This is a genomic window from Rhizobium rosettiformans W3 (assembly GCF_004912135.1).
Lineage (GTDB): Bacteria > Pseudomonadota > Alphaproteobacteria > Rhizobiales > Rhizobiaceae > Allorhizobium > Allorhizobium rosettiformans.
This window is the reverse complement of record NZ_STGU01000019.1, coordinates 16522-37134: the sequence shown is the minus strand read 5'-3', so window position 1 is coordinate 37134 and position 20613 is coordinate 16522. Positions and strand designations below refer to the sequence as shown.

General features: G+C 62.9%; 27 protein-coding genes. 16 read left to right on the top strand and 11 right to left on the bottom strand.

Annotation, left to right across the window (positions count from 1 at the left end):
* Positions 1-53: 53 nt before the first annotated feature.
* Entirely contained in the window at positions 54-215 is a 162-nt protein-coding gene (locus FAA86_RS21765) for an entericidin domain-containing protein (protein WP_113461372.1), read from the bottom strand.
* A gap of 38 nt (positions 216-253) precedes the next feature.
* Here FAA86_RS21765 and FAA86_RS21760 point away from each other — a divergent pair, with 38 nt between their 5' ends.
* Positions 254-883: a DUF1638 domain-containing protein gene (locus FAA86_RS21760; RefSeq protein WP_136543110.1), complete on the top strand. Its 630-nt coding sequence runs from the start codon at positions 254-256 to the stop codon at positions 881-883.
* 20 nt (positions 884-903) lie between these two features.
* Here the strand turns inward: FAA86_RS21760 and FAA86_RS21755 are convergent, their stop codons facing one another.
* Together FAA86_RS21755 and FAA86_RS21750 are read right to left on the bottom strand one after the other, a co-directional pair.
* Positions 904-1071 (bottom strand): entericidin domain-containing protein, encoded by a 168-nt coding sequence (locus FAA86_RS21755; protein WP_136543108.1) that lies wholly within the window; start codon positions 1069-1071, stop codon positions 904-906.
* A 97-nt stretch (positions 1072-1168) separates the two neighbouring features.
* Positions 1169-1444 carry a hypothetical protein gene (locus FAA86_RS21750; RefSeq protein WP_136543106.1) on the bottom strand — a complete coding sequence of 92 codons (276 nt, stop codon included), beginning with the start codon at positions 1442-1444 and terminating at the stop codon, positions 1169-1171.
* A gap of 194 nt (positions 1445-1638) precedes the next feature.
* Between FAA86_RS21750 and FAA86_RS21745 the strand changes: the two genes are divergently transcribed.
* From FAA86_RS21745 to FAA86_RS21700, 10 genes are all read left to right on the top strand, one after another.
* A complete protein-coding gene (locus FAA86_RS21745; protein WP_136543104.1) occupies positions 1639-2286 on the top strand; it encodes an exopolysaccharide biosynthesis protein in 648 nt (215 codons plus the stop codon).
* Positions 2286-3074: a formyl transferase gene (locus FAA86_RS21740; protein WP_136543102.1), complete on the top strand. Its 789-nt coding sequence runs from the start codon at positions 2286-2288 to the stop codon at positions 3072-3074. The genes FAA86_RS21745 and FAA86_RS21740 overlap by 1 nt, the downstream gene beginning before the upstream one ends.
* Before the next feature lie 108 nt (positions 3075-3182).
* Complete coding sequence (locus FAA86_RS21735; RefSeq protein ID WP_136543100.1) at positions 3183-3485, top strand: virulence factor; 303 nt, start codon at positions 3183-3185, stop codon at positions 3483-3485.
* A complete protein-coding gene (locus FAA86_RS21730; RefSeq protein WP_136543098.1) occupies positions 3478-4077 on the top strand; it encodes a methylenetetrahydrofolate reductase C-terminal domain-containing protein in 600 nt (199 codons plus the stop codon). The genes FAA86_RS21735 and FAA86_RS21730 overlap by 8 nt, the downstream gene beginning before the upstream one ends.
* Before the next feature lie 4 nt (positions 4078-4081).
* Positions 4082-5179, top strand: a complete 1098-nt coding sequence (locus tag FAA86_RS21725; protein ID WP_136543096.1) for a methylenetetrahydrofolate reductase — start codon at positions 4082-4084, stop codon at positions 5177-5179.
* Positions 5180-5262: 83 nt separating this feature from the next.
* Entirely contained in the window at positions 5263-6237 is a 975-nt protein-coding gene (locus tag FAA86_RS21720; protein ID WP_136543094.1) for a methyltetrahydrofolate cobalamin methyltransferase, read from the top strand.
* Between the two features lie 53 nt (positions 6238-6290).
* On the top strand, positions 6291-6578 hold the full coding sequence (locus FAA86_RS21715) for a BrnT family toxin (protein ID WP_136543092.1): 288 nt from the start codon (positions 6291-6293) through the stop codon (positions 6576-6578).
* A 10-nt stretch (positions 6579-6588) separates the two neighbouring features.
* Positions 6589-6825, top strand: coding sequence for a CopG family antitoxin (locus FAA86_RS21710; RefSeq protein WP_246035159.1), 237 nt, complete (start codon positions 6589-6591; stop codon positions 6823-6825).
* 53 nt (positions 6826-6878) lie between these two features.
* Complete coding sequence (locus FAA86_RS21705; RefSeq protein ID WP_136543088.1) at positions 6879-8912, top strand: ASKHA domain-containing protein; 2034 nt, start codon at positions 6879-6881, stop codon at positions 8910-8912.
* Between the two features lie 159 nt (positions 8913-9071).
* Positions 9072-10091, top strand: a complete 1020-nt coding sequence (locus FAA86_RS21700; protein ID WP_136543086.1) for a HEPN domain-containing protein — start codon at positions 9072-9074, stop codon at positions 10089-10091.
* Positions 10092-10243: 152 nt separating this feature from the next.
* Here FAA86_RS21700 and FAA86_RS21695 read toward each other — a convergent pair whose 3' ends face one another.
* The gene (locus FAA86_RS21695; protein WP_183954740.1) at positions 10244-10465 is read right to left on the bottom strand and encodes a hypothetical protein; all 222 of its coding nucleotides are present in this window, start codon (positions 10463-10465) and stop codon (positions 10244-10246) included.
* Between the two features lie 58 nt (positions 10466-10523).
* Between FAA86_RS21695 and FAA86_RS21690 the strand changes: the two genes are divergently transcribed.
* Positions 10524-12308 carry an SLC13 family permease gene (locus FAA86_RS21690; RefSeq protein WP_136543084.1) on the top strand — a complete coding sequence of 595 codons (1785 nt, stop codon included), beginning with the start codon at positions 10524-10526 and terminating at the stop codon, positions 12306-12308.
* Between the two features lie 62 nt (positions 12309-12370).
* On the opposite strand, the gene FAA86_RS21685 is transcribed toward FAA86_RS21690, so the two are convergent.
* From FAA86_RS21685 to FAA86_RS21675, 3 genes are all read right to left on the bottom strand, one after another.
* Entirely contained in the window at positions 12371-13546 is a 1176-nt protein-coding gene (locus tag FAA86_RS21685) for an AAA family ATPase (protein ID WP_136543082.1), read from the bottom strand.
* Positions 13547-13591: 45 nt separating this feature from the next.
* Positions 13592-14173 (bottom strand): hemerythrin domain-containing protein, encoded by a 582-nt coding sequence (locus tag FAA86_RS21680; protein ID WP_136543080.1) that lies wholly within the window; start codon positions 14171-14173, stop codon positions 13592-13594.
* Between the two features lie 72 nt (positions 14174-14245).
* Positions 14246-14842: an NAD(P)H-dependent oxidoreductase gene (locus tag FAA86_RS21675; RefSeq protein ID WP_136543078.1), complete on the bottom strand. Its 597-nt coding sequence runs from the start codon at positions 14840-14842 to the stop codon at positions 14246-14248.
* A 97-nt stretch (positions 14843-14939) separates the two neighbouring features.
* Here FAA86_RS21675 and FAA86_RS21670 point away from each other — a divergent pair, with 97 nt between their 5' ends.
* Positions 14940-15566, top strand: a complete 627-nt coding sequence (locus FAA86_RS21670; protein ID WP_136543076.1) for a TetR/AcrR family transcriptional regulator — start codon at positions 14940-14942, stop codon at positions 15564-15566.
* On the opposite strand, the gene pdxR is transcribed toward FAA86_RS21670, so the two are convergent.
* Entirely contained in the window at positions 15555-16955 is a 1401-nt protein-coding gene (pdxR, locus tag FAA86_RS21665; RefSeq protein WP_377344424.1) for a MocR-like pyridoxine biosynthesis transcription factor PdxR, read from the bottom strand. The genes FAA86_RS21670 and pdxR overlap by 12 nt on opposite strands.
* A 64-nt stretch (positions 16956-17019) precedes the next feature.
* Here pdxR and FAA86_RS21660 point away from each other — a divergent pair, with 64 nt between their 5' ends.
* Positions 17020-17745, top strand: coding sequence for a pyridoxamine 5'-phosphate oxidase family protein (locus FAA86_RS21660; RefSeq protein ID WP_167495064.1), 726 nt, complete (start codon positions 17020-17022; stop codon positions 17743-17745).
* A 44-nt stretch (positions 17746-17789) separates the two neighbouring features.
* Complete coding sequence (locus FAA86_RS21655) at positions 17790-18419, top strand: histidine phosphatase family protein (RefSeq protein WP_136543070.1); 630 nt, start codon at positions 17790-17792, stop codon at positions 18417-18419.
* Positions 18420-18423: 4 nt separating this feature from the next.
* Here the strand turns inward: FAA86_RS21655 and FAA86_RS21650 are convergent, their stop codons facing one another.
* From FAA86_RS21650 to FAA86_RS21640, 3 genes are all read right to left on the bottom strand, one after another.
* On the bottom strand, positions 18424-18858 hold the full coding sequence (locus FAA86_RS21650) for an acyl-CoA thioesterase (protein WP_136543068.1): 435 nt from the start codon (positions 18856-18858) through the stop codon (positions 18424-18426).
* Between the two features lie 96 nt (positions 18859-18954).
* The gene (locus FAA86_RS21645) at positions 18955-19851 is read right to left on the bottom strand and encodes a LysR family transcriptional regulator (RefSeq protein WP_136543066.1); all 897 of its coding nucleotides are present in this window, start codon (positions 19849-19851) and stop codon (positions 18955-18957) included.
* A 39-nt stretch (positions 19852-19890) separates the two neighbouring features.
* The gene (locus tag FAA86_RS21640; RefSeq protein WP_136543063.1) at positions 19891-20262 is read right to left on the bottom strand and encodes a hypothetical protein; all 372 of its coding nucleotides are present in this window, start codon (positions 20260-20262) and stop codon (positions 19891-19893) included.
* Between FAA86_RS21640 and FAA86_RS21635 the strand changes: the two genes are divergently transcribed.
* The gene (locus FAA86_RS21635; RefSeq protein WP_136543061.1) at positions 20255-20497 is read left to right on the top strand and encodes a hypothetical protein; all 243 of its coding nucleotides are present in this window, start codon (positions 20255-20257) and stop codon (positions 20495-20497) included. The two genes, FAA86_RS21640 and FAA86_RS21635, sit on opposite strands and share 8 nt — an antisense overlap.
* The last annotated feature ends 116 nt before the right edge of the window (positions 20498-20613 follow it).

The following is a 20613-nucleotide window of genomic DNA, read 5'->3' as shown; positions in this document are numbered from 1 at the left end:
CTCCCTCTCCTGTTTCAGGTGCGCTCAAAGCGGTGTCCCCCGCGCGCTGACAATTAGCGGGAGGCGGCGGCGTCGACGTTGTTGGCGGCGTTCTGCGTCGCATCAACAGTGTTGGCGGCGTCCTGGCCTACGCCACGGATCGTATTGCCGCACGACGACAGTGCGAAGACGGTGAGGATGAGAGCTGCGCCGGCTGTCAGTTTTTTCGCCATCATGTGGGTGTACCTTTTCTCTGGGTAACGAGTGGATTGCGATGGAACAACGCGCGACATCAAAAAAAGTTCACGTGATCGCCTGCGGTGCGATCGCCCGTGAAATCCTGGCCGTCAAAGCGCTGAACGGGCTCGACCATCTGTCGCTCGAATGCCTGCCCGCCATCTGGCATGTCTGGCCCGAAAGGATTGCACCGGCACTGCGAGAAAAGATCGCGGAAGCCCGCGCAGCCGGCCATGAAAACATCTTCCTCGGCTATGCCGAATGCGGCACCCAGGGCGAGGTCGACAAGATCTGTCGCGAAGAAGGCATCGAGCGCCTGTCAGGCCCCCATTGTTATGCCTTCTTCACCGGTACGGAGAAGTTTTTGGCCGAATGCGAAAGCGAATTCACCTCCTTCTATCTGACCGACCTAATCACCCGCCAGTTCGAAGCCTTCGTCATCGAGCCCCTGAAACTCGATCGTCATCCCGAACTGCGCGACATGGTCTTCGGCAATTACACCAAGATCGTCTATCTCGCGCAGACTGAAGATGCCGAACTTCAGGCCAAGGCCAAATGGGCCGCCGACTATCTGAAGCTCGACTATGAATATCGCTTCACCGGTTACGGCGACCTGCAGCCGGAACTCGTCGCGGCTGCCGAACGAAGCCTGGTCCCGGCCAACTGAGGTCGGGAAAATCGATCCCTTTAGCGGACCGAATTGGCGACGCTGCGCCCCGCATCCTGCGTCGCATCCACCGCATTGCCGAGATCCGCGCCGACGCCCCGGATCGTGTTTCCGCAGGAGGTGAGACCCAAGGTCAGCGCCAGCAGCAATGCGGCGAGACCTGCAGTTGCGTGAGAAGACTTCCTCATTCTGATTCCCCGTTTTTGGAAGGCAGCCCTCTTAGCTGACAAGGGAGAGAGGAGAAATCAAGGCAATGAGGTAGGGTGATGAGCTGTGTGCGTACGGTCAGCTGAAGATCAGCGCGCCCGCGACGAACAACAGCCCCACCACCAGGAGCAGCTGCACCAGCAGGAAAAGTGGAACACGCGACAAGGCAGCGGCGACAACTATCGTCAAAACCCAATGCCAGACTTCGTAGACGGTCACCAAAACACAAAACAAGACCAAGCCACCAAGGACAACCGTCATGAAGAAGGCGTCAAAGCCTGACGGCAGCTGATTGCCGCTAGAACTTGACCCGGCACTCTCCACCGCGTGCGCGTTTTTCTCGTCGCTGTTCAATTTGGTCCGATCCATACCGACATCTCAGTCGCTGCGGTCCGCAAAGGTCAACAACCATTTGTGGTGGCAACAAAATTCACCCTCCTTTCACCATTCCCGAAAGCGTGAACAGGACACGGATCCGCTTTAATCCGGCTGTAATCTCCCCTTGCGACACTGCCTGTCAGGTCAACAAGAAACCAAGAGAATCAGCAATGACCGACAGGGCGGAAACATGGGTGGCGGGTCTCGCCACCGCGTGTGAAGACAAGCATCCCGAAAACCTTTCGGACCTTCTCGTCCGGCTGGCCCGCACGACGGACCGCAAGGTGACCGTCCGCGACATCGCGATCGCCCTGCAGGACCGCTCCTTCGGCGCATTCCTCCTGGTCTTCGCGCTTCCGAACCTCGTGCCCATGCCGCCGGGCGCAACCTTCATCCTCGGCCTGCCCCTCATTTTCGTCGCCTGGCAGATGATGGCGTCTCCGGGCGGTCGCGTCTTCTTCCCAAGGGTCGTCAGCGACTACGGTGTCGAACCGCAAACCTTTGAAGCGATCGTCAAGCGGCTGGTGCCCTGGATGCGCTGGGCCGAGAAACTGGTCGTGCCGCGCTTCTGGGTTTTCGAAAGCCGTTTCGTCGAACGGGTAATCGGCTGCCTTGCCCTGATCCTCGCCATCGTCGTCTTCCTGCCGATCCCGCTCGGCAACTGGCCGCCGGCCTTTGCGCTCGCCGTCCTCGGCTTTGCCCATTCCCAGCGTGATGGCCTCGGCGTCGTCGTCGGCTGTCTGATCGGCCTCCTGTCGCTCGCCGTTGCCGGTTTCGTGGTCTACACCGCGATCGCCGTCGTCTCGCTCGTCGTCTGATGTCCGAAACAGGAGACAGCCCAACGCGCCGCAAGGTGGTCGTCATGACCGCCGGCGGCTTGAACCCCACCATCGTCATCCAGCATCTGGCGGCCTGCGGCTTCGACATCTCCGTCATCCTGGAGAACCCGGAGGGCAAAGGCGAGATCACCCGCCGCCGGGCGCGGCGCCTCGGTTGGATCAACGCGACAGGACAACTCGGCACGATGATCGCCGCGCGCCTGTTGCGCCGCCTGGCGGACCGGCGCATTGCCGATCTGCTGGACCGCCATGGCCTTCAGCGTGAACTTCCGCAAACAATCCCGATCCAACCGGTCACCTCGATCAACGCACCGGAAACGGCAGCGCTCGTCGAGGAGCTCGATCCCGGCGCGATCCTCCTCGTCTCCACCCGCCTGATGTCGGCCCGCCAGCTCTCGGCCATGCCCTGCCCGGTCATCAACCTGCATGCCGGCATCAACCCGAACTACCGCGGCCAGATGGGTGGCTACTGGTCGCTCCGGGAAAACGATCCTGACAATTTCGGCGCCACCCTCCATCTCGTCGACGCCGGCACCGATACCGGCGGCACGCTCTACGAGGTCCGCACCCGCCCTGCATCAGCTGATTTCATCTCCACCTATCCCCTACTGCTGACCATCGCTTCGCTCGACATCACGCGCCAATCGATCGAGGACGCACTCAGGGACCGTCTTGCTCCCAAGACGCCGGAAGGCTCCTCGGCCCTGCGCTTTCCGCCCACCCTCTGGTCCTGGATCTGGTGCGGTCTGACGCGACGCATCTGGTAAAAACACCGGGACTCGTGGCAGCGTCGTTTTTGGCGACAAGCGACGTCGTGAAGAGCGCAGTCCGGCGAATGCCCCCCGTGCATTCTGGCCCCAAAGGGAGTGAGTGGCATGGCAGACAAGATCGTCGTCTTCTGGCGGGACATTCCCGCTCAGGTGATCGTCAAGCAGGGACGTAAATCGGCAAAACGCGAACTCTCGCTCCGCTTCACCGAGGCCATCGACATGGCCGCGATGCGCACGGGAGCGGCTGAAACCGACGCCTATCTCGCCGATTGGCGCAAGGCCGATCCGGTGCCGGTCGGTGACGACCTCGAAGCCGAAGCCGAAGCCGCGGCAGCCGAGATCGAGGCCGCCTACGACAAGGCCCGTCTCGTGGCCCTCGTCCATGCCGGAGGCCGCGACAATGGCTGAACCCGTGCTCGTCGATCCCGGCCCGCCGAAGAAGGGCAATGCCGCACCGGCCGCCAAGGCCAAGACCGGCGCGTTTACGCCGGCAGGCGTCTCGCCCAACCGCCGCGCCCGCCGCTCCTATACGATCCGCCTCTGGGCGGTGCGCAATTCGCGCTTCCTCGAATGGTTCTATCGCAATTTCGCCAGCGCCTTCCTCTTCCTCCATCCCGTCTGGAAGAAGCTGGGCTACAACAGGGTCGAGAAGCCGATCACCTTCGTCGAGCGCAATGTGAAGGGCCTGCTCTTTGACTGTCGGATGTGCGGCCAGTGCGTCTTGTCCTCCACCGGCATGTCCTGCCCGATGAACTGTCCCAAGCAGCTGCGCAACGGCCCCTGCGGCGGCGTGCGCGCCAATGGCAATTGCGAGGTCGAGCCGGACATGCCCTGCGTCTGGGTCCAGGCCTGGAGCGGCTCGCGCAACATGGTCGCGGGTGATGCGATCCTGAAGGTGCAGAAGCCGGTCAACCAGTCGCTGCGCGAGACATCCTCCTGGCTGCGCGTCACGGCAGAAGCCGCCGCCGAGCGGGAAAAACAGACGGCAAAGGAAGTCTGAGAGCATGGCCCAGATCGACGAAAATCCGCTTGGCGTCCACCTGCCACTCGATCCCCTGCCCGGCCATTCCTCGCTCGGCCGCCTGGAGCGCGTCCTGCGTCGTGGCGAATTCGCCGTCACCGCCGAACTCAATCCGCCCGACAGCGCCGATCCGGAAGATGTCTATGAGCGCGCCAAGGTCTTCGACGGTTGGGTCGACGGCATCAATGCGGTCGACGCCTCGGGCGCCAACTGCCACATGTCCTCGGTCGGCATCTGCGCGCTTCTGACCCGCATGGGCTATGCCCCGATCATGCAGATCGCCTGCCGCGACAAGAACCGCATCGCCATCCAGGGCGACGTGCTCGGCGCTGCCGCCATGGGTGTTGCGAACATCATGTGCCTCACCGGCGACGGGGTGCAGGCCGGCGACCAGCCGGGTGCCAAGCCCGTATTCGATCTCGACTGCATGTCGCTTCTGGAAACCGTCCGCACGATGCGCGACGAATCCAAGTTCCTCTCCGGCCGCAAGCTGACCACGCCGCCCAAGGTCTTCCTGGGTGCTGCGATCAACCCTTTCGCGCCGCCGTATGATTTCCGCCCCTATCGCCTGGGCAAGAAGATCGAGGCCGGCGCCCAGTTCGTTCAGAGCCAGTATTGCTTCGACGTGCCCATGTTCCGGGAATACATGAAGAAGGTCCGCGACCTCGGCTTCCACGAGAAGTGCTTCATTCTCGTCGGCGTCGGGCCGCTTGCCTCGGCCAAGACCGCCAAGTGGATCCGCTCCAACGTGCCCGGCATCCACATTCCCGATCACGTCATCAAGCGCCTGGAAGGTGCCGAAGATCAGAAGAAGGAAGGCAAGCAGCTTTGCATCGATATCATCAATGAGGTGAAGGAGATCGAGGGCGTCTCCGGCGTGCATGTCATGGCCTATCGCCAGGAAGAATATGTCGCCGAGATCGTCCATGAATCCGGCATCCTGAAGGGCCGCAAGCCCTGGAAGCGCGAACATGCCCGCGCCGACGACATGGCGGCCGAACGCATGCGCGAAATCGGCAGCGATCCCGTCCAGGACCAGCAGGAAATGGCAGCCAAGGCCGCGCATCCCCAGCCGCACTGAACCCACCCCATTGCTTTTTCCCGGCACCTGCCGGCACATCCCATTCCCGCCGTGCGAGAGCCGGCACCGACCGGAGGACTGAAATGACCCGCACCATCGTCGCATCCGCCACCAAGGAAATCATCATCGGTTTCGATCAGCCTTTCTGCGTGATCGGCGAGCGCATCAACCCGACGGGTCGCAAGAAGCTCGCTGCGGAAATGCAGGCCGGCAATTTCGAGACCGTCATCAAGGATGCGCTGGAACAGGTTGCCGCCGGCGCCACCATGCTCGACGTCAATGCCGGTGTCACCTCCGTCAACCCGAACGAAACCGAGCCCGGCCTGCTCGTCCAGACGCTCGAAATCGTCCAGGGCCTCGTCGACGTGCCGCTCGCGATTGACTCATCCGTGACGGCCGCCATTGAGGCCGGCCTCAAGGCCGCCAAGGGCCGCCCGCTGGTCAATTCCGTCACCGGCGAGGAAGAAAAGCTCGAAGCCATCCTGCCGCTCGTGGCCAAATACAATGTCCCTGTCGTCGCGATCTCCAACGACGAATCCGGCATCTCCCAGGATCCCGACGTGCGTTTCGCCGTCGCCAAGAAGATTGTCGAGCGCGCCATGGACTATGGCATCAAGCCGCATGACATCGTCGTCGACCCGCTGGTCATGCCGATCGGCGCCATCGGCTCCGCCGGCCTGCAGGTCTTCGCCCTTGTCCGCCGTCTGCGCGAGGAGCTAAAGGTCAACACCACCTGCGGCCTCTCCAACATCTCCTTCGGCCTGCCCCATCGCCACGGCATCAATGCCGGTTTCATCCCCATGGTCATCGGTGCCGGCATGACATCCGCCATCATGAACCCCTGCCGCCCGCAGGAGATGGAAGCCGTCCGCGCCGCCAACGTCCTCAATGGCACAGACGACAACTGCTACAACTGGATCAAGACCTACCGCGACTACAAGCCCGCCGAGGGCGGTGCGCACGCCGCTCCCGCCGCAGCCCCGGCAGCAGCCGCCTCCGGCGGCGGCCGCCGCGGTGGACGTGCGGCACGTGTCGGCGGTGGTGCTCCAACCGAATAAGGACCAATCTCCCTCGTTTTACATTTGCCTATACAAACGTGTAGTATTCAAACATGAAGCGATCGATTTCTGGCTTCGATTGGGACGATGGCAACTGGCCGAAATGTGCCAGGCACGGCCTGACGAAAGCAGAAATTGAGGAGGTGTTCATGAGGGCGCCTTCCGTTTATCCCGACCCCACAGTCGGAGAAGACCGGAAGCGCGCCATCGGAACCACTTCGGAAGGCAGATACGTCTTCATCGCCTTCACCTTGCGCGAAAGCGAGCTCGGAATTCTCATCCGACCAATCAGCGCGCGTTACATGCACGAACGGGAGATCAGGCGCTATGAGCAACGGTAAGGGTAAACAGATGCCGGTTCTACATTCTGACGAAGAGGCCGAAGCCTTCGTCGACACTGCAGACCTTTCCGAATACGACCTGTCCGGCTTCAAACCCGTGCAGTTCGAGTTCGAAAAGAAGTCAGCGCAGTTGAACATGAGACTACCGGAAGCCTTGCTTTCGGCGATCAAGGCAAAGGCTCAGGAAAGGGGTATCCCCTACACACGCCTGATCCGTGAAGTCCTCGAAAAGACGGTGGCCAAGTAGGCCAAGCAGACAGTCATGCCCCGGGGAACCGCCCCAGATTGCGAAAGACCAGAATGACAGACGCCACTGATCCCCTCGTCCTCTTCATGCCCTCGGGCAAGCGCGGCCGTTTTCCTGTCGGCACCTCCGTGCTCGAAGCGGCGCGATCGCTCGGCGTCTATGTCGAAAGCGTCTGCGGCGGCCGCGCCACCTGTGGCCGTTGCCAGATCGAGGTCCAGGAAGGTCAGTTCGCCAAACACGGCATCACCTCGTCCAACGACCACATCTCACCCGTCGGGCCGAAGGAAAAGCGCTACGCCGAGGTCCGCACCATCCCGGCCGGACGCCGCCTCTCCTGCTCGGCCACCATCCTCGGCGACCTCGTTGTCGACGTGCCGCCGGATACGGTTGTAAACGCCCAGGTCATCCGCAAGGCTGCGACCGACCGCACCTTCCCGCGCAATCCCGCCATCCAGCTCTGCTATGTCGAGGTTGACGAACCCGACATGCACAAGCCGCTCGGCGATCTCGACCGGCTCAACCTGATGCTGGAAAAGGACTGGGGTTTTCAGAACATCCTCGTCGCCCAGCATCTTCTGCCCGATGTCCAGAAGACGCTGCGCAAGGGCAACTGGGGCGTCACCGCCGCCATCCACCGCGATCTCGAAACCTCGCGTCCCAACATGATCGCGCTCTGGCCGGGCCTCCACAACGAGGCCTATGGCATCGCCTGCGACATCGGCTCGACGACCATTGCCATGCATCTCGTCTCGCTGCTCTCCGGCCGCGTCATCGCCTCATCAGGCACGTCGAACCCGCAGATCCGCTTCGGCGAAGACCTGATGAGCCGCGTCTCCTATGTGATGATGAACCCGGACGGGCGCGAGGCCATGACCAAGGCCGTGCGTCAGGCGATCAACGAGCTGACGGTCAAGGTCTGCAAGGAGGCCGGCGTCAACCCGGACGACATCCTCGACGCCGTCTTCGTCGCCAATCCGATCATGCACCATCTTTTCCTCGGCATCGATCCGACCGAGCTTGGCCAGGCACCCTTTGCGCTCGCCGTCTCCGGCGCCGTGCACACCTGGTCGCGCGAGATCGATCTCGCCATCAATCATGGCGCCCGCGTTTACTGCCTGCCCTGCATCGCCGGCCATGTCGGTGCCGATGCCGCCGGCGCCACGCTGTCGGAAGGGCCGCACCGCCAGGACAAGATGATGCTGCTCGTCGATGTCGGCACCAATGCCGAGATCGTGCTTGGTAACCGCGAACGCACGGTTGCAGCCTCCTCCCCCACGGGGCCTGCCTTCGAAGGGGCGGAAATCTCCTGCGGCCAGCGCGCCGCCCCCGGCGCCATCGAGCGCGTCCGCATCGACGCCGAAACGCTGGAACCCCGCTTCAAGGTCATCGGCGTCGAGCCCTGGTCGGATGAGGAAGGTTTTGCCGAAGCCGCGGAAAAGACCGGAATCACCGGCATCTGCGGCTCGGCGATCATCGAGGTCGTCGCCGAAATGTATCTCTCCGGCGTCATCTCCGCCGATGGCGTCGTCGATGGTGCCATGGCCGCGAAAAGCCACCGCATCCTCGAAAACGGCCGCACCTTCTCCTACCTCCTGCATGACGGCGCCCAGAAGATCACGGTGACGCAGAACGACGTGCGCGCCATCCAGCTCGCCAAGGCCGCCCTTTACGCCGGCATCAAGCTGCTGATGGAAAAGCTCGGCGTCGAGACCGTCGACACCATCCGCTTCGCCGGCGCCTTCGGCTCCTTCATCGATCCGAAATACGCGATGGTCTTGGGGTTGATCCCCGATTGCGACCTCGCCGAGGTCAAGGCCGTCGGCAACGCCGCCGGCACCGGCGCCCTCATGGCCCTCCTCAACCGCGACTACCGCCGCGAGATCGAAGACACCGTCACCCGCATCGAGAAGATCGAGACGGCGCTGGAGCCCCACTTCCAACAACTCTTCATCGACGCCATGGCCCTGCCGAACAAGGTCGACCCCTTCCCGAAGCTCGCAAGCGTCGTGACGCTGCCGGAGCGGAAAGTGCTAGCGGAGGGGGATGGCGAGGCCGGCGGGCGGAGACGGCGGCGGTCGAGGGAGTAGGTGGAGGGACCACTTAGTCGTAACTGCGGAGGGCTTGGCGCGGTGATTTTACCGCTTAGCCCAATTCTTGGTGGCTTGGTACGCAAAGCTCTCAAAGGACCACCAAAATGCTGTTATGTGTCAGAAGAGATCGGAACCGGGCCAAGTCTGGAGTTCAGGATGTCTGTGGTGAGGACCGAGTACAGGGGTATTGGGGACTTAGTTTTCGAGAACAGCACCGCTTCCGGCGAGCTGGAGACAGTAGAGAAGTTTTCAGTTTCCCTCAGGAATGATGCTCCCGACGAGCAAGGTCATGTAACGGGGTTCATTGCTACCGTGATTGGCCCAGCGTCGTCTCTAGATGAAGCCATTCATGAACATGCAATTCAATTAGCACACGCTCTCGATTATCTGAGCTTGGTCACGAGGTGCCGGTATAGAATTGGCGAACCGTTGAGAGCGATCGAATGGGAACCGGGACCGGGTCGGCGAAAGATGCTGGCCTTCTTGAGATTTGACGGCCGCTATCCGCCGTTGCCAAGATTGAGCCAACGGTACTTTGACGGTGGCCGCGTCATCCTACACGACGCACTGGAGCCGTTTCTATTGACCGCGGCAAGATACTTTAGGCTGGCTCTGTTGGACAAGTCAGCAGCCGACCAATTCATAAAGTTCTGGCATGCGTTGGAGGTAATTGCTGAAAACACGATCGAGAGGGCGCTAACGCCAATAACTTGTCGCAAGTGTTCTTCTCCGATTTCTTGCGCAGAGTGCGGTCACGAGGCGACCAGATTTCCGTTTCCGAAGGATGCGATAAAGGAGGTACTCAATCGGCTGAAAGTCCCGGATCTTGAGGACAATTTCAAACATCTTCTGACTGCTCGTAATTCGCTCATGCACGGCGGCAATAGCAAGACGGTTGAGCGCAAGTGCGGCGTTCCATTGACAACCCTGGTCAATCGGCTCGGATCCATCGTCCAAGCTGCCATTATCGTTCGTGCCGGATCTGGCAATAGGTTGTTTTTTGCCCACGATGGAGAGCTGTGTGGATTCCATCAGTTGAATCGCCTGCGCCTTGAGTTTGACTATGCAGGACCGGGTGAACACCCTGAGGAAGAACTGATACCGAAACCCATAATTAGCGTAACGCACAGCTTTGAAGCAACAGATCTGACCGAATCCGCCTCGCAAGAAGGTTAGCAGTGGACTTGCGGCTCCGAGACTATGGTAGCGACGCAGGTAACGAGCATTCTTGAATCCGCGACCGGGAGACAGCTCTTCCAGCCAAAAGTTCACAGTCTGACAACTGCTGCGTCTCCTCTTCTGCGCCGCAAAGCGTCTGACTTCTCCCCTCACCCCAAAATCCCCGAGGCATCCTCCACCATCTTCGCCAGCGCCTCCGGCGTGGCCCCGCGCACCGGACAGAAATACCTCACCTTCAAATCCTTGAACCCGCAGAACGCCCAAATCTGCCGCCGCAGCACCTTCACCCAGCCGTTGCTGAGAAAAACAGTCCACGTCTCCGAGGTGATGACCTCCCACCCCACCCCCTCATAAGATTTTTTCCGGGTCAACGGAGCTTGTTCCCGTCTGGCGCGTTCATCGACGTCGATATCATGGGGCCATCGCTATATGTTCACGGAATTCCTCGCAGACTACCAGGCGCAGATCGCACTGGGGCTGGTCGTCGTGCTGTTCGCCTTCTTCGTCTGGGAGAAATACCCGGCCGAAGTGACGGCCTCCGCCGGTGCGGCCCTCTTCATCGTCCTCGGCTTCGTGCCGGCCGACAAGGCCATGGGCGTCTTCTCCAATTCCGCGCCGCTGACGATTGCCGCCATGTTCGTGCTGACGGGGGCCCTGGTCCGGACCGGCGTGCTGGAACGCGTGGCGGGCCTCGTGCTCGAACGCTCCAAGACCTATCCGAAGCTCGCGCTCGGCGTCTTCCTGCTGACGGCCCTCATCGCCTCGGCCTTCATGAACAACACGCCCGTGGTGCTCGTGCTGATCCCGATCGTGATCCGGCTTGCCGCAGCGCTCGACATCGCCTCCACCCGGCTTCTGATCCCTGTCTCCTATGCCGCAATCCTCGGCGGCACCCTGACCCTGATCGGCACCTCCACCAGCCTGCTCGTCGATGGCGTCGCCCGTGGCCAGGGGCTTGAACCCTTCTCGCTCTTCGAGATCACGCCCGTCGGCCTCGCGACCGCCGCGACCGGCATCTTGACCATGCTCGTGCTCGGCATGTTCCTGCTGCCCGATCGGCGCGATGAAGGCGGCGAACTCGAAGACCAGAACGACGCCGAATATCTGTCGGAACTGACCGTGCTTGCCGATGGCCCCTTCACCGAAAAGCCGGTGGGCGAGATTGCCGAATTCAAGCAGCCGGGTCTGCGCATCACCGGCATCCGCGCAAATGGCGAGGTGATCCGCAAGGACGTCAATGCGCAGACGCTGAAGAAGGGCGACAGCCTGATCGTGCTCGCCAAATCCGCCGATCTGCTCACCCTGAACAACCTCGAAGGCATCCGGGTCGGTCAGCGCCGGGCCATGTCGGGCGAAGGCGAGCGCTCGATCGTCGAAGCCGTCGTCGCGCCCGGACGCTTCTCGCAAGGCATCCGCCTCTCCAGCCTCTCGCTCGGCCGCCGCTTCGGCGTGCGCATCCTCGGCGCCCACCGGCACAAACACGTGCCCGGCCCCGATCTCGGCAATGTCCGCCTGCGCCCGGCAGACAAACTCCTCCTGGAGGGCACGCCCGAAGCGCTCGACGAACTCTCGCATGAAAGCGAGCTCGTCTCCGTCACCCGCTCGACCGCCCGCGCCTTCCGCCCGACCAAGGCGCCGCTTGCCCTCCTCGCCCTCGGCCTCGTCGTCCTCTTGGCCGCACTCGACGTCATGGACATCGGCATCCTCGCCATGATCGCCGTGCCCGCCATCCTCATCCTGCGCTGCATCGATGCCGATGAGGCCTGGGGCTCGATCGAAGGCGGCATCCTGATCCTGATCTTCGCCATGCTCGTCGTCGGCCAGGGCCTGCAGGAAACCGGCGCCGTCACCCTCGTCGTCGACACCGCCATGCCGCTAATGTCGGCCGTCTCCCCCTTCGTGGTCCTGCTCCTGGTCTATGCGCTCTCCTCGACGCTGACCGAATGTGTGACCAACAATGCGGTTGCCGTCATTCTCACCCCGATCGTCATCGGTCTCGGCCAGCAGCTCGGCATCGAACCCCGCGCCCTCGTCGTCGCCGTCATGTTCGGCGCCAGCGCCAGCTTCGCCACCCCGATCGGCTACCAGACCAACACCCTGGTCTACGGTGCCGGCAACTACCGCTTCAGCGATTTCGTCAAGATCGGCCTGCCGATGAACCTCATCGTCGGCTTCGTCTCCTGCTACGCGATCTATCTGTATTACGGGGTGTAAGAAGGCTCGGGGCACGGAAGCGCCACCTTGTCACCTACCCGTGCAGCAGCGGCACCCGCTGATCACCGTTCCGGCCATTCCCAGGCCGGAACGCCAATGTTCCTGACGATCGTCTCGCCGCTCTCCTTCTCGAGCGCCAGCATCTGCGCCCCGTGTTCGGCAAGCGCCTCGACAAGGGCCTGGGCGTGACTGACGACAATGATCTGGCTGCGCTGGCTTGCCGCGGCAATCATGCGGGCCAGCGGTTCAAGCAGGTTGGGATGCAGACTGCCCTCCGGCTCGTTCAGCACCATCAGCTCCGGCGGGCGTGGCGTGTGGAGGGCCGTGGCAAGCGCGATATACCGCAATGTCCCGTCCGAAAGCTCGGAGGCGTCAAGCGCCCGCTGCAGCCCGCCTTGGCGCATGGAGAGGCGAAACAGGCCATTGACGGCATCGATCTCGACCGATGATCCCGGAAAGGCGTCCTCGATCGCATCGTCGAAGGCGGGTCCATCGCCGATCTCCCGCACGGTCTGGACGGCTGGAGCAAGATCGGAGCCATCGGAGGCGAGAGCCACGGTGCGCGTGCCGATCCGGGGAATGCGCGAGGGAGCGTCCCGATCGATGCGGAAGTGGTCGTAGAAACGCCAGGCCTTCATCCGCTCGCGCAGGAAAAGCAATTCCACCGCATTGGTCGGATCGGCGGCGCGCATCATCATGGTCTCGAAGGGCGCGAGGTCGCTGACGACAGGCCGCAACCGTCCGCTCTTGTCCTGCACGAGAACGGACGCATTGCCCCGCCGGGCAATCACGTTGAACCGCGACAGCCTCTCGCCCGCCCAGACGGCTTCCGCCTTCACGACCGGATCGTCGCCGAAGAGGGACCCCTCCTCGCGGCTCGCGCCGGGTCCGGGGATCGGCAGCCCGAGATCGATGGCATAGCCATAATCCTCCGACGCAAAACCGAGGCGAAGCGAGACCGGACCGCGTCCGACATTGCCCTGCATCGGCGAGCGTCCCGAGCGCATCGCGCTGGAATAGCCGGCTCCGCCCGCCCACATCGTCGACCGCAAGCCGCCCTCGGCGGCCAGCGAAGCGATCGCCTGCCCTTGCGCGACATCCGCAAGCAGGCGCAGCGACCGATAAAGGCTCGATTTGCCGCTGCCGTTGGCGCCGGTGACCACATTCAGCCGCTCGAGCGGCAGCACGAGGCTGCGCAGCGAACGGTAGCCAGAAACGGCAAGGGTGATAAGTGCCATTAGCTCTTCACTTCAGGGCCCGGAGAACGACGGGTTACGACCGCGTCAGATCGATCCGAGGTAATAGCCGATCGCCTCTTCCAGTTCGGTTTCCTCATAGCCGAAATGGGACCGTACGACCGCTTCGAGTTTTCGAAAAGTCTTTCCCGCCAGAATGAAATTCGCCTCCGTCGGCGCATCCGCCAATGCCTCTGCCGCGCGGGCCAGCCGGACGATCAACTCGTGCACGACCTCGTGCTCCGCCATCAGCTTCGCAACGACAGCGCCAAACCTGCCACCACCCGCAGCCTTAAGCCGGGGAAACATGTCGGCTCTTTCGATGTCGTGGTGGAATTTCAGCACATGGCATTCCCGGCCGCACAGCGAACCGAAGGCTTGAAAATTCTCCGCCATATCGAGGGAAAGCACGATCTGCCTGAGATGCTCAGGAGGCGCATCCCCCGTTTCGATCCGGGCAAGGATCGCGCCGATCTGCGCCATCTCTCTGAGATGATGACTATGGATCTGGGCCAGTTGCCGGCCCCGGTAGCGATGCACATCCGTCGCCTCGGGCACCGGCGGTGCCTTCGGCCGTGCGGCTTCATCCAGAGTCAGTTCATCGAGCGGTTGGGTTGAAAGATCGATCATGCCGTTTGATATTGGCCTATGCCGGGCCAAGTCAACGCGATCCAACCGGGGCCGGGAACGAGAATAGTCGCCTCACCCCAAGATCGCAGGCGCCGCCTCGACCATCTTCGCCAGCGCCTCGGGCTTTGCCCCGCGCACGGGAGCGAAATACTTGACCTTCAAATCCTTGAAACCGCAGAAGCCGAGGATCTGGCGCCGCAAGAGCTTCACCCAGCCATTGCCGTAGATCCATTTGAGAAAGATGGTCGGCGTGTCCGAGGTGATTACGATGCGCGCCTTGCGGCCGGCGAGCAGCGGCTTCGGCAGGGGCTTGCCCTCGATATACTGAAAGCCGAAGCCGGGCAGCAGCACGCGGTCGAAAAGGCCCTTGAGCTGCGCCGGTGCTGATCCCCACCACAGCGGATGCACGATCACCAGCCGATCGCACCAGATCAGGTCATCGGCGAAAGCCTTGAGATCCGGCTCCCATTCCATCCGCGCGCGATAACCCTGATTCAGATTGGCGTCGAAAGACAGATCCTCGAGATGCACAAGCCGCACCGTCTGACCGCGACGCCGGGCATCTGCGGCGATCTTCTCGGCCATGGCTCCGCACAATGTCTCCCGCGAAGGATTGCCGTTCAGAACAAGAACGCGGGAGGGTTGCGCATCACGCGAGAGGAAAGACATGAGGAGCCCTCAAATATTGACCGTGGTCATTTTATGACGTGTAAATTGACCGTGGTCAACGAATATTTGGCGTAGGCTCGGCCAAAAGGATTCGCGCATGAAGCTTCGCCAGACCCGCAGCCGCCAGACCAGAGAACAGATCCTGGCCGTTGCGCGCGAGCTTTTCGCCCGTCAGGGCTTCGATCAGACGAGCATCGATCAGATTGCGAGCGCGGCGAAGGTTGCGAAATCGAGCGTCTTTGCCCATTTCGGCGACAAGACCAATCTTCTGGCGGCCTTGGGCCTCACCGAGATCGAACCCATGGCCGAAGCCGGACGCAAGGGCATGGGGATCGACCCGGACGCGCCGCTGGAGACGCAGATCTTTTCCCTGCTCAAGCCCTGGCTCGACTATTTCTGCCGCGAACCGGCCTTTGCCGGGCTCTATCTCAGCCAGGCGGCCATTGTCAGTGGTCCCTATACCGAGACCTTCATGCGCCTCTGCTTCGAACTTGAAGACCAGATCGCCGATCTCTTTGCCCGCGCCATGCCTTCGCTGACGGCCGAGCAGTCCCGTACCTATGCCCGCGGCGTGCAGGCGCTTTTCCATGAGGTGATCGTCTTTGAAATGTCCGAGGGGCTGAAGCAATCGCGACCGAACCCGGCGCCACCCCAGGCGCTCCTGTCGACCATGCTCGCCGTCTGGGTCTCCGGTGTCCGCGCGCAGCAGACCTCAAAGGCCTGACACGAACCGCCGCGCAGCATCCGCCAGAACATCCGGCGCAAAGCCGGAAAACCCGATCACCAGTCCCCGCCGGCCGGTGTCCCGCTGGTAGAGCGGCGAAAGCGCCTTCACGCCGAAGCCGACCGTCCGCGCCATGGCCGCCAGCGCCACGTCATCCTCGACACTCTCGAGATCGGCCACCAGATGCAGCCCCTGCTCGGGCACGGTCACCCGCAGCCTCTCGCATTGCAGAGCCTCGACCAGCGCGTCCCGCGCTGCCCTGACCCGCTTGCGCGCCCGCTTGATATGCGCCGAAAAATGCCCGTCGCGCAGAAATTCGGTCAGCGCATCCTCGGCAAGTGTCGAAGGAAAGCGGTCCGTTAGCCGGCGAATGGTCAGCACCCGCTCACGCAGATGTCGTGGCACCACCAGATAGCCGAAGCGAAAGCCCGGCAGCAGCGTCTTGGAAAACGTGCCGAGATAGATCACACGCTCCTGGCCATCGATGCCCTGCAGCGCGCTCAAGGGCGGTCCGGAAAAGCGGAATTCGCTGTCGTAATCATCCTCGATGATATAGGCGCCCGCCTTCCGCGCCCAGTCGATCAGGGCCAGGCGCCTGGCCATCGAAAGCGTCACACCCAGCGGATATTGATGCGAGGGCGTCACGTAAACTGCCTTGGCATCCGGCCGTACTGCAATGCCTGCGGCCACATCGATCCCCTCGCCATTGATGGGCACCGGCGTGACGGATAGCTCCGTCCCCTCGAAAAGCTCGCGCGCCGCCGCATAACACGGGTCCTCGATCCAGACGGGATCCCCCGGTTTCAAAAGCGCCCTGACCGCCAGATCCAGCCCCTGCTGCGTGCCTGCCGTCATGATCACCTGATCCGGGGAGCAATTCACCCCGCGCGCCGCCTTGAGATACGCCGCGACTTCGACCCTGAGCGCGTGGCTGCCGGCGGGATCGTTGTAATGGAAATGCCGCGCCGAGGGCTGCGTCAGATGCCGGTTCATCAGCATGCGGAAGATCCGGAGCGTCGTCTCGTCCGCCGTCGAACAGCCGAGCGCGCCGGGCAGCGGCGCAACCGCCTCCGCGACTACAGCCGGCTCCTGCACCGGCGATGCCTGCAGGAGCGGCACGGCCTCGGCCACGTAGGTCCCCGCCCCCACCCGCGCCTCGGCAAAACCATCCGCGACCAGCATTTCGTATGCCGCAACCGCCGCGCCGCGCGAGACCCCGAAACGTTTCGCGATATCCCGGGTGGTCGGCAGCTTGTCGCCTGGTCGCATCTGGCCGCTCTCGATGAGCCCGCGCAACGAGCGATAGAGCGCGAGCCGCCGCGGCCCCATGGCCGGCAAAATAGGCGTATTCGCTGACCAGTCGGAATTGGTTCGGATAATTCTGGCCATCATGGATCTTTCTTGGACCAATCGCTCCACCTATCCCTGCCGCATCAGCCGTCAGGAGGCAAGCATGAACGACAGACCCGATCCCCAATCCTTTCCCGTGACCCCGCGCAACCGGGCAAAACGCCTGCACGAGCGCGCAGCCTACGACCGCGACGCCGTTTACGCCGTGATCGACGCAAGCCTCCTCTGTCACGTCGCCTATGTCATCGACGGACAGCCCTATTGCACGCCCACCATCCACTGGCGCGACGGCGACTGGCTGTTCTGGCACGGCTCGTCCGCAAGCCGCATGCTGAAGACCCAGAAGGCCGGTTTGCCCGTCTGCCTCACCGTCGCCCATCTCGACGGCCTGGTGCTCGCACGCTCCGGTTTCCACCATTCCGCCAACTACCGCTCCGCCATGTGCTTCGGCACAGCCCATATCATCGACGATCCGGAAGAAAAGGCCGAGGCCCTGAAAGCCGTCGTCGACCGCTTCTATCCCGGCCGCACCGACATGCTGCGCGAAAACGACCCGCAGGAAGCCAAGGGCACCATGGTCATCGGCATGCGCATCGAGGAGGCCTCGGCAAAAATCCGCACCGGTGGCGTCTCCGACGATCCCGCCGATGTCGACGCCCCCGTCTGGGCCGGCGTCATCCCGGTCGAAACCCGTCTCCGCGCGCCTGAAATCTGCCCCAAGGTGCCGGAAGGTGTGCCCTTCCCCGATCACCTCGGCCATTTCCAGGAAGGCCGGCGCCTCGACGAGGTCTTGACGGAGAGCCAGGCGCTCTATGAAAAGCAGGGCTGAAACCAGCCTCCCATGCGGGGCAGCCACAATCCGGGAGGCCCCGCATGAAAACGCTCTACGTCGTCACCCATCCGCAATCGATCCACCATGTCGAGAAAAAGGTCGGCGGCTGGTACGACGCAGGCCTCACGGATCTCGGCCGCCGCCAGGCCGAGGCGATCGCCGCGCGCCTCGCAGACCTCTGGGCCGGCGAGACGCCGCTGCTTACTTCTTCGGATCTCCTGCGCTGCAGCGAGACCGCCGAAATTATCGGCAGACACCTCTCCGTCCCGCCCCGCCTGACGCCGGAGTTGCGGGAAATGAGCTACGGTGTCGCCGAAGGCCGGCCACAAGCCTGGCTCGACGCCCGCCGCCTGCCCGTGCCGGATGAAGGCAGCCTCGACGATACCGGCGGCATCGAGCGCGCCGAAACCCGACGCCAGACCGCAACCCGCATTTACCGCGTCATGGACGAGATCCTCGCCGATCCCGCCGACTGCCACATCATCGTGACCCACGGCTTTGCGCTGACCTTCGTCATCGCCTGGTGGATAGGCATGCCGATCGAAAGCCTTGGGAGAGTGACCTTTCCGGTCAAGTCGGGCAGCATCACGCATCTCGCAGAGAACGCCCAGTGGAAGAGCCGCGCCGTCGTCACGCTCGGTGACACGGCCCATCTCGCCGACCTCACCTGATCCACTACCCCGCCGAGATCCACCCCTCGAGCTTCGCCCGCTGCTCGTCCGAAAAAGCCTGCGACTTGCGCGTCGTCTGGTCGAAATGCACCACCACCGTTTCGGCCGAGGCACACAGCCGGCCGTTCTGAAACACCGCCTGCTGCATGGTCACCGACGACCGCCCGACCCGCGTCACCCGCGTGCCGATCTCCACCGTCCCGGGCCACAAGACCTCGGCGATATAGTTGATGTCGAGCTTGGCGAGCACGAAGGAGAATCCGTCCCCGAGCAGCGGATCATCCGGGTTGTAGATCAGTTCCACGCGCCCCGTTTCCATGAAGGTGGCAAAGACCGCATTGTTGACATGCCCCTGCCGGTCGGTGTCGCCATACCGCAGTTTATCGTAAGCCTGGCCTGCAAAATCCTCGAGCCTCAGCCCCTTCGTCTCTTCATTCATCCGCACTTGAATCCTGCTACCCACTGCCCATTCGCCAAAACGCAATTCGGCATTTTCCTAATTCCAGAATTCACCAATTGCTGACCGAGCCGTCCCTCACGCCGCCATGCCGATCATCTCGGCAAAGGCATAGCGCACACTGTCGGCCACCGCCTGGATCGTCTCCGACGTCTCCTTGCCGGTGAGCAACCGCACCTCGAAGGAGCCGAGCTCCGGCAGCCCGTGCTTGGATCCCAGCGCCGTCATGTCGTCGGTCAGATAGCTGCGCGGAAGCGGCGCGACGGCCAGATCGGCAATCACCGCCGCGCGCTGCGCCATCGTATGCGCCGAGAGATAGGCGATGCGGTAGGGACGCTTCTCCTTGTCGAGCCTCGCCAAAGCATCCGCCCGCCAGCAGCAGCCGTCTTCCCAGATCGACACGGGCAGCGGATCGCGCATATGCGCCGTGCCGCATTTCGCCCCCGCCCAGACCAGCTGCTCCTGATGGATCACCTCGCCCTCATGCACCACCTGTCCCGGCGCGCAATTGACCAGCGTCAGGTCGAGCCGCTGCTCGGCGAGCCGCCGCCTGAGCGCCCCTGACGTATCGACCGTCAGATCGACCATGATCAGCGGATAAAGCTCGGCAAAGCGGCGGAGAATCGTCGGCATGAAACGCTCGCCGATATCATCGGGCGCGCCGAGCCTGACGACCCCCTTCATTTCCGGCATGCGGAAGCGCCCCACCGCCTCGTTCGACAGCGCCAGCATGCGCCGTGCATAGGGCAACAGCACCTCGCCGCTTTCCGTCAGCGTCACCGAACGCGCATCGCGCAGGAACAGCGTCACGTTCAGCTGCTCCTCGAGCTTCTTGATCTGCATCGAGACGGCGGACGGCGTGCGATAGACCCGGTCGGCGGCGGTGGTGAAACTGCCGGTTTCGGCAATCGCCACGAAGGTCCGAAGCACGTCATTGTCGAGAAGCGGAAGCGGCTGGCGCAGCATGAGTGTCATGGCGATTGACCTTCAGCAAAATTGAACTTGAAGACGATACTATTGCGTTTGATTGAATGTCAATCCGGGCGCATCCTGCTTCTCATCGCATACGATCAGGAGGAGCACGCCATGACAGAAGCCCGCCTTCACACCCTCTCGCAGCGGCTTTCGAGCCTGATGCGCGACACGAAGCGCCAGTCGATCCGCGAGCAGACCCGCCAGGCGCTCGAAGCCCTCGGCCCCGCCCTGCGCGACGACATCGGCCTCACCCGCCACCGACAATTGATAAGCTTTCAGAATGAGAGGCATCAGAAACATTCGTTTGATTGATGGAACAAAGAGGACCACAAGAAGACTCGGCCCTGCTTCGGAGTGAAAGACGAGAAGGCAAGCGGCCGCTGAACCCGAGAGGATGACGACCATGACCATGGTTTGCTGCGATACCCCGATCCCCCGCGCCGAGCGTTCCCGCGCGGCTGCCGCTGCCCTGACGCTCGACGAGCGCGCAAGCCGCGCCGCCGATCGCCTCGCCGCCGCCATGAAGGCCGTGGCGAATGCGATTGCCAGCCACCGTCGCCGCCGGCTCGACGCCGCAGCCCTCGAGGCGCTGCCCTTCGATCTGCGCAAGGATCTCGGCTGGCCTGCCGGCGACACCGCCCCTTGATATCGAGATCTCCCGGCACCCCGTTTGCGACCGCCCCGCCCCCGCCGGATCATGGCGCGTCGCAAACGGGGCAGTCGCCTGCCCGTCTCCGCGCATCGCCGCATTCCGTTAAGCCA